This is a genomic window from Leptospira levettii (genome assembly GCF_002812085.1).
GTDB lineage: Bacteria > Spirochaetota > Leptospiria > Leptospirales > Leptospiraceae > Leptospira_A > Leptospira_A levettii.
In genome coordinates, this window is record NZ_NPDM01000001.1 from 30,002 (window position 1) to 42,851 (window position 12,850).

General features: G+C 38.6%; 10 protein-coding genes. 7 read left to right on the plus strand and 3 right to left on the minus strand.

From position 1 onward, the window contains the following. Positions 1-35 precede the first annotated feature (35 nt). Positions 36-809, minus strand: a complete 774-nt coding sequence (locus CH354_RS00125) for a hypothetical protein (protein WP_100718926.1) — start codon at positions 807-809, stop codon at positions 36-38. Then, positions 810-2,009, minus strand: a complete 1,200-nt coding sequence (locus tag CH354_RS00130) for an LBF_1011 family protein (RefSeq protein WP_100726397.1) — start codon at positions 2,007-2,009, stop codon at positions 810-812. A 48-nt stretch (positions 2,010-2,057) separates the two neighbouring features. Between CH354_RS00130 and CH354_RS00135 the strand changes: the two genes are divergently transcribed. The 7 genes from CH354_RS00135 to CH354_RS00165 all read left to right on the plus strand — a co-directional run bounded on the left by CH354_RS00135 (position 2,058) and on the right by CH354_RS00165 (position 12,092). Next, on the plus strand, positions 2,058-4,325 hold the full coding sequence (locus tag CH354_RS00135) for a lytic transglycosylase domain-containing protein (protein ID WP_100726396.1): 2,268 nt from the start codon (positions 2,058-2,060) through the stop codon (positions 4,323-4,325). A 68-nt stretch (positions 4,326-4,393) separates the two neighbouring features. Continuing rightward, entirely contained in the window at positions 4,394-5,683 is a 1,290-nt protein-coding gene (locus tag CH354_RS00140; RefSeq protein WP_012388048.1) for a citrate synthase, read from the plus strand. Positions 5,684-5,807: 124 nt separating this feature from the next. Beyond that, a complete protein-coding gene (locus CH354_RS00145) occupies positions 5,808-7,661 on the plus strand; it encodes a SpoIIE family protein phosphatase (RefSeq protein ID WP_243395895.1) in 1,854 nt (617 codons plus the stop codon). Then, positions 7,658-8,494, plus strand: coding sequence for a class I SAM-dependent methyltransferase (locus CH354_RS00150; protein ID WP_100726395.1), 837 nt, complete (start codon positions 7,658-7,660; stop codon positions 8,492-8,494). Before CH354_RS00145 ends, CH354_RS00150 begins: the two co-directional genes overlap by 4 nt. A 17-nt stretch (positions 8,495-8,511) precedes the next feature. Continuing rightward, a complete protein-coding gene (locus CH354_RS00155; protein ID WP_100726394.1) occupies positions 8,512-9,345 on the plus strand; it encodes a TrmH family RNA methyltransferase in 834 nt (277 codons plus the stop codon). Further along, positions 9,342-10,409 (plus strand): glycosyl transferase, encoded by a 1,068-nt coding sequence (locus CH354_RS00160; RefSeq protein ID WP_100726393.1) that lies wholly within the window; start codon positions 9,342-9,344, stop codon positions 10,407-10,409. Before CH354_RS00155 ends, CH354_RS00160 begins: the two co-directional genes overlap by 4 nt. Then, positions 10,410-12,092, plus strand: a complete 1,683-nt coding sequence (locus tag CH354_RS00165; protein WP_100726392.1) for a DUF342 domain-containing protein — start codon at positions 10,410-10,412, stop codon at positions 12,090-12,092. Here CH354_RS00165 and CH354_RS00170 read toward each other — a convergent pair. Next, positions 12,081-12,845: an LA_1326/LA_4305 family lipoprotein gene (locus tag CH354_RS00170; protein ID WP_100726391.1), complete on the minus strand. Its 765-nt coding sequence runs from the start codon at positions 12,843-12,845 to the stop codon at positions 12,081-12,083. The two genes, CH354_RS00165 and CH354_RS00170, sit on opposite strands and share 12 nt — an antisense overlap. Positions 12,846-12,850 lie beyond the last annotated feature (5 nt).

Sequence of the window (12,850 nt, forward strand, 5' to 3'; positions counted from 1 at the left end):
AGTGTGCGTTTCCCCCTAGGAATGAAAAGGTTTTTTTACCCTCGAAACGACGGGAGACGAATCAAATCACAAGCTTCTTCGGCAAATTCCTCAAATTCTCGGAGACCTTCCATAATGGAACGACCTTCTAAAACCGTTGCCTTTTCAAAACGTGGATTGAATTTAATAGGTTCTTCCATGTTCATGATGACATTATTTCCTTCTTTGATGTCTTTGTTTACGGCAACAAGGAAGTCACGGAACTTACCCAAGGTCTCAAAAGATTCAGCAATGAAGATACGAGATTGTTTGTTTTTCATCCGAGAGAGCTGTTCGCGGAACTCTTGTTTGTCTGCCGCTGCATACTCTTCAATTGTTTCGACAAGGATCTTCATATTCCGACGGAGGTTCTCCATGTATTTTAAAACAGAGTCACGTTCTGTTGCATGGGAATAATCAAATTTGATATGTGCATCCCCAAGGATTGGAATGTATTCCAAATCCATAATATTAATGAGGGTTCCAATTTGGTTGATCTCACTATCATTGGAATTGGGTGAGATTTTCATGACAGGGTATTGGGAAATGATTTTGTGTTTTAGGTTTTCTGGATTTTCTTCTCGTGTTTTCGCATTACGCATGGTTTGTTCCAAGTTATCTGGAATTCCATCCGGCGAAACTTCTTGCATGCGACGTCTGTATCGTTCGATGTCAAAAGCAACACGTTCTTTTTGAAGATCGTTTTTTGCATTACGTTCAATTTTCTCCAAATTCCTTAGCATTTTCTGCAATTTGGAGAGTTCCATGATCTGTTCTTGCGTTAGAGGCATTTATTCCCAACCTTCTGGTAATGTAATGGACTCATGACCATTCTCGAGCGAACGTTTGATAGCAGAACTTAAGTTTTTGTCACCTTTCTCTTGTAATACTCTCCAATACAAATTGAGAGCCAGTGGAAGGTGCTTGAGCCTACCTGATTTTTGGTAGAGTTTTATAAACTGATCATATTCTTTTTTCACAAAGTGGATACAAGAAAGTTGTAATGGGATCAGATACGAATAAGGTTTTAATTGATATTCAGCACTGAGTTCCCTTTCAAAAAGTTCCCCTTCATTCTTATACCTTACCACGGTATCAATACATGGGTTCATTGTGTGTGAAAGTTCATACCCAAATTCATTTCCATTCATCCAATCCCCACGAAGTTCAGTTTCTAAGTCCGATTTATATTTCAAAAAGGTAGAATGAGGTAAATATCGTTTCGCATACCGAAGTGCAGAAAAAGGAGGAATTTTTCCAATTGACACCCACTGGAATTTTTCCTTTTCCCATGTTTCCCATTCTTCATAAAATCCGATCATAAACTTCCAAACACGAAAGGCTTCTTTTTCAGGTAACAACCCAAGTTCAATGGCATGGAATAATACACCTACAAGTTGCCAGTGGGAATCTTGTAATGCCGCATCCACTAAAGTTGGAAAATGAATTTTTTCGAAATTCCCTTTTGCATATTCAACTAACATATGCAAGATGGAGTTTTCGAATGGAAACTCTGAATATTCCCAACCAAGTAAGGTTAAAAAACGACGGTTGTCATCTGTTTGCCCAAAAAACTCTTTTGTGGTGAGAACCCATTTCCGAAATTCGGGAACATTCCCTTCATACAAAAGTCCATAACCGATGAGTTCCCAATCTTCTCGTTCCATCTCCTCAAATTCACGGTTTTGGCAAAGTTTCCAAATCCGCTCTAAACTTGTTTTGGGGAAAGGTGTTGGTGATTGCAAAACAGGATCGTGGAAACGAAAGCTCGCATCATTTTCGGAAAGAACCGAACAAAGGCTGAACCCGCCAGAGAAATCGGTCGATAAATAGAAAAGATAGTTTGCAAAACGAGACTGATTGCCTGAAAAAAAGGCACGTAAGTCTGGCCATAACTCCTGGAGAGAAACTTTTTTAGGGATTTCTTCCGTTGGATGGAATTCGATTCTGTATTCTGGCCAGCGCAGTTTGTATTCTGTTTGTAAGCTCATAAGGAGGGGAACCTTCCCTCTCTAAATTCGTAATCATAGGAAGTATGCATGAGGCATTTTTGGTTAGCAAGTAGAATTCTGCTCTTTTTCACAACTTCATTACTTGCCGAAACAGACCTTCAGTATCTAATCAAGTCCCACCAATGGGGGGAAATTGAATCTCATTTCAGAAACACGACTCCATCTAGGGAAAGTGAAGTATATACCCTCATCGAATTCCATGAAAAATCACCTAACGGAGACAAGGAGAAACGATTTCGGTATTTATTATCACTCATTAGAGGAGTATTTGTCACTGATGCAAATGAAGAAGAAGTTAGAAAAATTCTCACTCAAACAATGCCTTTCCAAACCACTCTCTTTAAATTGAGTTATTGGAAATTATACAACGAAATTACTGCAAAAAACTTTTTAACTCCAATGGAACGGATTCAGTTTTTGAATCGGCTCAATATGGAAGAAGATCCGATTTGTCGAAAAGTATTAGATGAACAAATCCGATTACTTGCATCGAATAACCAGTGGAAGGAAATCACAGAAAAAGTCCAATCCATCCAAGATTCTCACAAACGATACCTTTTAACGGGTGATAGTTTGTATAGATACGGTAAAGCAAAACTAATTTTAGGCGACGAAAAAGGTGCCGCTGACGAATGGCTTGGTTGCCTACAAAAAGAAGGACTCCAAGACCAAACGATTCAAATGATTGCTTCCGATTGGAGTAAATACAAAGGGAGTGGCAGTATTTTACAACTAAGTCCATCTGAGCTTACCTTATTTTTGCCAGCCATCAATTCAAATGACAAAGAAGCATTGTTTCGTTCTAGGCCTGAACTTTTTTCTAGCCGTCTGAATTATTACGAAGGTTTTAAACACCTAACATCTGTCCTTACCAAAGTTGGAAAAACAAACGAACTTTTCCGTGTTTTACGTTCCAATAAATCCTTTGTGGATATGGATTCTTCTTGGATTGTCTCACTCGCTGATACCTTATACCAACAAAACAAATTCCAACAAGCCATCGAACTATTAAAAACCTTTCCGGGAAAAGACGCTGGGTATTACCGTGTGCTCGCTGCTTGTTACGATAGGTTAGGTGAGAAAGAACTCTATTTTGAAAATCTGATTTTATACTTAGGTAAATACCCTTTTAACTTATTTTACCAAGACCGACTGATAGAATATTTAGTGGATCGGAAAGGGGAAAAATCACAATATGCACCTCTAACCAAATTTGAAAGAGCCCTCGCTGAGATTCCAAACTTACCTGTGAAAGGGAGGCTTGTGTATTGGTATTTACGTTCTTTAAAAGAAAATGGAGAAACGGAACGATTCAAAAAAGAATTAAAACGATACTATGCCCTTTGCCCAGGTTCCTATTACACTCGTGTGATCCGCGAAGAGTTTTTATCTACCATCAAAGAATCGAATAAACCAGAAAATCCAACTTACAATAAAGAATATTTGTTTGAGTATCTATCTTACACAGCTGGTATCCCGGAAGAATCGGGTGCCCTCATCGGTCGTAATTTAGGTTTTGTATATCCGAAAGATTCTTATGAACTCGGGAACAAACTAGGTGGGATGAGTTCGAGAATCCAAGGCCACAAACTTTTGAACCTTGCCAAAGAATACTTTCGTGTAGGGGAAGATAGTCTGGGTCTCCATCTAGTCAACTTTCATGTCAAGAGGGAAAATTTATCCGAAGATGAAAAAGATGAAATTTTAGTTGGGATCGGAGACCTTACACGTAACACCTATTATTCGGCATTTCATACAAGGTCTTTACTCAAACGTTACCTCATCCCAGATGATCCAATTTTACTCCCCACTTCCCTTTCGGTTCGGATGTACCCAAGACCTCACCAAAATTTAGTCTCCAAATATGCGAATGAAAACGGAATCTCGGAAGACAATGTGTATGCTCTTATGCGCCAAGAATCCTTTTTTAAGGAAACGGCAACATCTAGGTCCAACGCTCGTGGTCTCATGCAAATCATGCCAGCCACAGGACGAGAACTAGCCCAAAGGATGGGCATCTCCACATACTCTCTCTACGAACCAGAGACCTCCATTCGATTGGGCACAAAATTTTTAGCCTATTTACTCAAATCGAATGGGAACGAATTAAAATGGGCATCCATTGCTTATAATGGTGGTCCAGGGAATTTACGAAAATGGAAAAAATCTGTCTACTCTGGTGATTTTAACCATTTTTTAGAAGACTTACCTTACAAAGAATCAAGGGACTATTGTCGCATTGTGGTATCGAATTACTACGCATACGATATCATGAAAAAATACCACAAGTTGTAAAAAATGGCTTTTCCCCTCCCTTTATCCTGTCTATTCTTTGAAATAGACAGAGATATACAGGAGAAGATATGTCCGAAAAGGCTATTCTGAAAGTGGATGGAAAAGAGTATGAACTTCCGATTGTAGCGGGAAGTGAAGACGAAAAGGCAATTGATATTACAAAACTCCGCCAATTGTCTGGTTATGTTACAATAGATTCCGGTTATTTAAACACAGGTGCATGTACAAGTGAGATCACCTTTCTAGATGGGGAAAAAGGAATTTTAAGATACCGTGGAATTCCCATCGAAGATTTAGCAGCAAAGTCCACCTTTACAGAAGTGGCTTACTTACTCATCTATGGAAAACTTCCAAATGATGCACAGCTCAAAGAATGGAATAGTTCGATTACAAAACACACGATGATCCATGAAGACCTCAAACGTCTCTTCAATGGATTTCCAAAAGATGGACACCCGATGGCGATCATGTCTTGTATGATGGGTTGTTTGTCTACCTATTACCAAGATAGTTATGATCCGATGAATGAGGAACATAGAGAAATTTCCATCATTCGCCTACTCGCAAAATTCCCAACCATCGCAGCGTATGCATATAAAAAGTCGATCGGTCAACCCATCATCCATCCGTTAAACGAATTGGATTATGCATCTAACTTTCTCAATATGATGTTTGCTGTTCCCGCAGAAGACTATCATATCGATCCGGAAATTGTTTCAGCACTCAATTTACTCCTCATCTTACACGCAGACCATGAACAAAACTGTTCTACATCAACTGTGCGTCTTGTGGGATCATCACTTGCAAACTTGTATGGTGCCATTTCTGCTGGGATCCTTGCACTTTGGGGACCACGCCATGGTGGTGCCAACCAAGAAGTTTTGGAAATGCTCGAAGGAATTAAAAAAAGTGGTTTGTCTGTGAAAAAAATCGTAGAACAAGCCAAGGACAAAAACTCTAGTTTCCGATTGAATGGATTTGGTCACCGCGTTTACAAAAACTTTGACCCACGTGCCAAAATCATCAAAGTTGCTTGTGACAAAGTATTAAACAAACTCGGAATCAAAGACCCACTCCTTGACATCGCAAAAGAATTGGAAGAAGCAGCTCTTAATGATCCATACTTTGTAGAAAGAAAACTTTATCCAAACGTTGACTTCTATTCTGGTATCATTTACAGAGCACTTGGAATTCCTACAAACATGTTCACTGTGATGTTTGCTATGGGAAGATTACCAGGTTGGATTGCACAATGGAAAGAAATGATTGAAGACCCGAACTTAAAAATTGGTCGTCCAAGACAAATTTACACTGGTCCAAAAGAAATTTCTTACGAAACAGCAAAAAAACAAGCGTAAGACGATACAAACCAAAATGGACAAGGGAGTTTTCCCTTGTCCCTACCTACCATTGAAGCCATCCTTTTTCAAAATCACTTTCCTTTTCCAAGTTTTTCTCTTATTTACAATTCCAGTTTTTTCCATGGATAAGGAAGATATTGGAGAAAGATACATAGCAACAAAGGAATTTACGTATTGGATCGATACAAAATCGAATACCGGAGTCGACAAAGTATTAGTGGAGGGAAAGTTCAAACCAGTCCAAGATGAATTTGCCAATTTTGGATTTTTAAAAGGGACTTTGTGGTTACGGCTCGATCCAGAAAAATTCCCCGATCCAACAAAATTCCCACTCTTACTAATCCAAGCACATAATATTGATTTGGTGGAATTGTATCATAAACATGATGGAGACAGTTTTATAGTCTCAAAATCCGGACATATACAACCTATGTTCCAGAGAGAAATTCCACATAGGAATTTTGTGTTCCGATTGGGACACCAAAAAGAAACTATACTAATTGCGATCAAATCCGATATTTCCTTACAATTTTCGGTTGTTTTCACAAACCAAAGGAACTTACAAAGAGAAGATTATTTTACCCAATGGGTATATGGTTTATTTTTTGGAAGTTTAGGAATCATCATTTTATACAATTTGGCGATCGCATTTTTCGTAAGGGACAAAAGTTATTTTTTTTACATTGGATACGTTTTCTTTTTTGGACTCGGTCAATTATCACTACTTGGATTTTGGGGTTACTTTTTTGTACCCAATTCTTATTATTGGAAACGAGTCGGTATCCCTGTATTTTTTAGCATATGCCTTTTTTTCTTCGTATTATTCACTGCCAATTTTTTAAAAATCAAAGCACGGTTACCTAGGACGTCAAGGTTGTATCAACTATTAGGTGCCTTCTCTTTATTTAATGTTTGTATCGCATTGTTTGGTGGAATCGCGGAAGCATCAATCGGAGTGAGTTGGTTATCAGTTAGTATTTGTGTTACTTTATTTGGTATGTTGGTGTGGGGTTTAAAAAAACGAATCAGGTCTTTTTATTATATTTCCATCGCATTTTTTTTATTACTCTTAACATGTATTATCTATGGTTTACTCAAGTTTGGAATTTTACCAAGTAATTCGTTTTTAGAAGAGATGTTGTTTCCCATTGCATCTTTAGCTGATATCACCTTATTTGCGTTTGCTTTGGCAGATCGAATTCAATTACTCCGCCAAGAAAAAGATTTGGCACTTGCCCAAGTCACAAGCCTTAGAAGGGAAAGGAAAATTTCTCGTGACATTCTCATGCAGTCCCTTCCTAAAACGAGTCCAGATGTCAAAGGATTACAAATCCAAATTTACATCCAACCGATGAAAGATGTTGGTGGGGATTTTTATGAATACTACTCACCTAATCCATATGAATTAGGGATTGTTTTATGTGATGTATCTGGTCATGGAATTCCTGCTTCTTTAATTTCAGCGATGGGTAAAGTTGCTTTTACAACACAAAAAGATTCAATTTCATCCCCCAAACAGGTGTTAGAAGGAATGAATCGTGTTTTATTCGGGAACTGTTCCCCTCAATATGTCACTGCTTCCTATTTGTATTTAAATAGTTCTACAAATGTTTGGAGGTTTGGACGTGCAGGTCACCCAAGTGCTTTTTTACAAAGAACAAGTGGAGAAATCATCAAAGTCCATCCCAAAGGGAAAATCATCGGTGTATTTCCTGAAATCCAAATTGATGAAATCACCTATCCCGTATTCCCAAAAGACCGTATTTTACTATTGAGTGATGGGGTTTTGGAATGTTTTGATCCCAAAGGAAATATGTTCGGTGATGCAGGCCTTATCGATTTTTTAAAAACCAACCGTGAACTTCCCAACCATTTGTTTAAGGGAAAACTCATCCAAGAGTTGGAGTCATTTTCAAATCGAGAAATAAAAGACTGGGAGGACGACCTAACCTTTATTTTTCTGGAATTGGTATGACAAAAAGTTACGAATTATTGGATTCCGGTGACCTATCCAAATTAGAAATTGTGGGTGGTTACAAACTGCAACGTTCCTCCCCCACTTCCGCTTATGGCAAAGAAACTCCTGAGATCTGGAAAGACTTACATGCTACTTATATCAAAAATGATTCTGGATCTGGGCATTGGAATTTTCAAAAAAAAGTTCCCGAAAGTTTCACCATTGAATTTTCAAATCTCACCTTTAAAATCAAACTTACCCCCTTTGGTCATATTGGACTTTTCCCAGAACAAGAGACAAATTGGAATCGGATCCGTGAGATTGGCAAAAAAAAACAAGGCCTCGAAGTATTAAATTTATTCGCCTATTCTGGTGGATCAACACTAGCTTGCCTGGATGCAGGAATGAGTGTTTGCCATGTAGATGCATCCAAAGGGATGGTAGACTGGGCCAGGGAAAATGCAAAACTTTCAGGGCTCGATTCCAAACCTGTTCGTTGGATTGTAGATGATGTGATGAAGTTCATCCGACGTGAAATCAAACGAGGGAAAAAATACCAAGGCCTTATCCTGGACCCACCTAGTTTTGGTCGAGGTTCGAAAGGAGAAGTTTGGAAAATTGAAGAAAACCTATCGGAGCTTATGGATGCACTGATGGAACTTTCAGACTCCAAACCAGAATTTGTCATCCTCAGTTGCCATAGCCAAGGTTTTAGCCCGCTCACTTTGGAACGGATTCTTTCTTCACGGATCAAAACCAAAGGGAATTACGAAACGACAGAACTTTATATCCCAGAAACTTCAGGGAAAAAATACCCTGCTGGTTTTTGTACATTCTTTAAAAAATCTTAAGTGCCACTTTGCCTGTTATGAAACAACAACGATTGAGCATCACTAGTTTCTCAAACCCAAAGGTCAAATGGGTCAGTGGTCTAAAAGAAAAAAGAAACAGAGATGAAGAAAAAAAATTTTTCATCGAAGGTTACAGAGAAATTAAAAAAGCCATCACTGGGAATCAAAAATCACCTATCCCTTGTTTACCGGTAAACATCACAAGTGTATTCATTTCACCCGAATGTTTTTTAGGAGAAAATGAGGAAGAACTCATTTCTTCCCTTCGTTGCCCGATCTACGAATTACCTAGAAAAATATTTGAAAAGATATCTTATCGGGATAGGCCAGATGGCCTCATAGCCATTGCCGACACACCAAATGCAAATGTTCCATGGGACCAAATCAAAACCATTCAAACCAATCCCATCCTCATCATCGAAGGTGTTGAAAAACCAGGGAATCTTGGAACTATCCTTCGGACTGCCGAAGGTGCTGGTGTTGGACTCGTCATTGTCACTGACCCAAGGATTGATCTCTTTAATCCCAATGTAGTCCGTGCAAGCACCGGCACCATATTCACACTCCCCATATACATTGGAGACTTAAAGGAAGTTTTATCTGAGTTTCATAACAAAGGATACAAACGTTATGCGGTAACACCAGAAGGGAAAACCTTATACAGTTCTGTGGACATGAATGAAAAATCTGTTTTTTTATTTGGGAGTGAACAATATGGACTGAGTCCGATTGCCAAGGAACTCTCAGATACAACATTATATCTACCAATGCTCGGTGAAGCAGATTCTCTCAATTTAGCAATGTCCTGTGGCATCGTTTTATACGAATCCATCCGCCAAAGATCCAAATGAAACTCTATTTTTATATTTCAGGCCATGGATTTGGACACATCAGCCGTTCAGGAAACATCATTAAACGTTTATTAAATGAAGATTTCGTTGAAGAAATCCATTTAGTAAGCACTCGAATCAGTTTTATCGACTATAAACATCCCAAACTAAAACTACGATCCCTAAAATTAGATGTTGGTATTTCACAAAAAGATTCACTTTCCATAGACATAGAATCCACAAAGGAAGAACTGATCCAATTTGAAAAATCCAAATCCATTTTGTTAAAAGAGGAAACCAAATACTGTAAGGACCATAAAATCTCTCTGATCCTTACAGATAGTTCATCCTTCCCGATTACGATCGCATTGGAAACAGGGATACCCAGCATCTTCATTGGAAATTTTACTTGGGATTTTATTTACCGTAATTATGCAAAATCCGATTCTTACTTCGGAAATTTGAGCGACCAACTGGAAGTGGAATATGGGTTTGTAACAGAAGCTCTGGTTCTACCTTTCCAATGCCCTATGCCCAATTTTTTAGAACGAACGAATATCGGTCTTGTTGGGAGAAAACCAACTCTATCAAAGGAGATGGCTCGTAAACAATTTGGGTTCCGAGATGAAATTACTTATATCCTACTTTCCTTTGGTGCTTACGGTCTAGAAGGTCACAGGTTACATACCGAGTTTTTACCGAAACATATTCAACTTGTTGCATTTGGAGTACCTGGCATTCAAAAAGAAGGAATTTTAGTTCCAGAAGTCTCACATTACCCGGATTTGGTGGCCGCTTCTGATTTTGTTTGTACAAAACCTGGGTATGGAATTTTAGCAGAATGTTATTATGCAAAAACTCCGATTCTATATACAGATCGAGGAGACTTCAGCGAATATCTATATCTCGTTGGTGCACTTGATTTGTATTTTCAATCTGCCTATTTGCCTTTAGAAAAAATTATTTCTTGTGAATTTGATGAAGCTCTGGCATACATGAGAACTGTAGATGGAATGACTCCTAAATCGGAATTAAAAACCGATGGAGAATCTGATGTGGTTCGTCATCTTTTAGAATATACATAAATGCCAGGTCCTGACTCATATACCGATCGAATCTTACAAGATTTGGAAGCATCCGAAAATGGATATTTTCAAATCGAAAATTCCAATGGAAAAGCCATCTTAAAAATCACAAAACCTGGTGCCAAAGGCAAAAAAGTAGAATACAAAGATGTATTAGCCCGAGTGCAACTCTTTGGAGTGGAAGGTTACCAAACCGAACAATTAAAAAAAATCGTTGTACTCGCCGATGGAAAACCAGTCGAAATTGGAACATGGTCCAAAGGGGATCCAGTTCCCTCGTATGCTGACATCAGTGTTTCCGACGATGGAATGGAAGCAAAAATGGTCCTCCACCCTCCGAAACATGGTGGGCCACTCCTCACTGAATACCAATTAAGAGAACAGATTGCAGCCGTAGGAATTTCAGTTGGGATCATCGATTCTGTCATCCAAAACCAAATCAAAAATCCTGAATTTTTTGTTCCGTATGTCATCGCAAAAGGTTTCCTTCCTATCCCTGGAAAAGATGGGGAAATTAAAATCTACTTCCGGTCTGACAACAAACCACAGTTAGAAGAAGACGAACATGGCAGGATCAATTATAAAAATATTGGTGTCATCCAATCTGTGAAACCAGGTGACCTCATTGCCGAAAAAATCCCACCGAAAAAAGGTGAGTTTGGTAAAACCGTTACAGGTACGATCCTTCCCTACCAAGAAGAAAAAACTGTCGAATGGATCCTTGGACCAAATGTGGAACTGAAAGAGGACAAACTGTACGCTAAAATTGCAGGTCGTCCGGTTCTATCTGCGGCATGGGAAATCAAAGTGGATGAAGTCATTCAATTAGAAGCTGTAGACTACTCCACAGGTAATATTGATTTTCCTGGCACCATCATTGTGGAAGAAAAAATTGGAGATGGGTTTAGTCTCACTACCAGCGGTAGTATCATCATTCGTAACTCAGTCGGGAAAGCCTTTCTCAAAGCCAAAGGTGACATTGTCCTTTCTGGAGGTTTTATGGGCCGAGGAGAAGGATACATCGAATCGGAAGGAAATATTTACGCCAAATTTGTGGAACAAGGAAAACTCACAGCCCAAGGGTCAATCTTTGTCGAAGAGGCAGTGATGCATTCGGAAATTTCAGCAAAAGATTTTATCCGTGTGATGGGTGGCCGTGGCGAAGTGATTGGAGGAACCATCATTGCCGGAAATTCACTCACTTGTGCGAAACTCGGTGCTGTCGTAGAAACAAAAACCAAGGTAGCCATCGGAACTCCACCAGAACTCTTAGATGAACTCAACCGAATGAAAAAAGAAATTTCGGAAAAAGAAATCACCCTTCATAAAGTCCAACTCACACTCACAAAACTAGTCGAAAAAAGCCAAAAAAAAGAACTAAGCCAAGAAGAAAAAGACACCATTACCAAACTCAAAGATGCGAATGATAAATTTACAAAAGTTTTAGAAACCCAAATCAAACAGTTTGAAACTGCACTTGGGTCCTATGAACCAAATCCTGATGCCTTTGTGGAAGTTGAAAGGGAGGTATTCCCAGGTGTGGATTTGAGTTTTGGAGCTGGTAAAAATTATCGGATGGGAATGAGTTCTCTTGTCGGGAAAACGAAATTTTATTTAGGAACTGATGGTTCCATCCAAACAGAACGAAATGTGATTCGAAAAGAGGAAGATTTACTCCTCTAATAACACTCCATCCTCTTCATCGCGAGATATTTTTTTATCTGCTTTCATATCCGCATCCACTGAGTTTGAAATTTCATTCGAATTTTTTTTTCGTTTTTCAAATTTCAATTTAGTTAAGTCGGTTTTATCAAATACAAGCCAGTGGCGGTTACGAAATCCTCCTACCTTTTTAAAACTAAATCCCTGACCTTGTAACACATAAGTGGATTGTGGGAAATGTTCAAAAGGGATATCAGGAATGTTTGACCAATCAAAATAATTCCCTTGTTCATCATAAGAGATTTCTTTTTGTAATTCGCCAAATAAAATCTCAATCGATGAGTCTGTAGACCAAATATAAAAAGCAGTTCGAGAATAATGAGAGACCACAGATTTCACTGGATTGTATTTTGAAATCACAAGTAAAAGTTGGTCAGGTTTTAATTTTTGTAATCCATCTACTAAATCGAGAGCAAACTCTTTGATTTCTTTTTCTTCAAAGATGTATTGGTTCACATCTCCATAGGAACTCTCTTCGCGGAAACGAATATTACCAAGCAGGTCTAAAATTTTATCCTCTGTCAGTTCTACTGGGTGAGCAAAGGTTTTAGCAACTGAGGTTTCTTGTTTTAAATTGATTTTGTCCCTAGCGACTGTATAAATCGCAAACTCATTACTACGGAACAGTAAGGATCTCGATTTAACACCAGAGGCACAGGATTGTAAAAAACCGATCAAAAGGAAACAGGGAAGAAGGAGTCGAAAGAATTTCATATTGG

Coding starts and splice junctions, on each gene's coding strand:
- CH354_RS00160 (WP_100726393.1), top strand. CDS start 9,342: ATGAAACTCTATTTTTATATTTCAGGCCATGGATTTGGACACATCAGC.
- CH354_RS00135 (WP_100726396.1), top strand. CDS start 2,058: ATGAGGCATTTTTGGTTAGCAAGTAGAATTCTGCTCTTTTTCACAACT.
- CH354_RS00130 (WP_100726397.1), bottom strand. CDS start 2,009: ATGAGCTTACAAACAGAATACAAACTGCGCTGGCCAGAATACAGAATC.
- CH354_RS00155 (WP_100726394.1), top strand. CDS start 8,512: ATGAAACAACAACGATTGAGCATCACTAGTTTCTCAAACCCAAAGGTC.
- CH354_RS00140 (WP_012388048.1), top strand. CDS start 4,394: ATGTCCGAAAAGGCTATTCTGAAAGTGGATGGAAAAGAGTATGAACTT.
- CH354_RS00165 (WP_100726392.1), top strand. CDS start 10,410: ATGCCAGGTCCTGACTCATATACCGATCGAATCTTACAAGATTTGGAA.
- CH354_RS00145 (WP_243395895.1), top strand. CDS start 5,808: ATGGATAAGGAAGATATTGGAGAAAGATACATAGCAACAAAGGAATTT.
- CH354_RS00150 (WP_100726395.1), top strand. CDS start 7,658: ATGACAAAAAGTTACGAATTATTGGATTCCGGTGACCTATCCAAATTA.
- CH354_RS00125 (WP_100718926.1), bottom strand. CDS start 809: ATGCCTCTAACGCAAGAACAGATCATGGAACTCTCCAAATTGCAGAAA.
- CH354_RS00170 (WP_100726391.1), bottom strand. CDS start 12,845: ATGAAATTCTTTCGACTCCTTCTTCCCTGTTTCCTTTTGATCGGTTTT.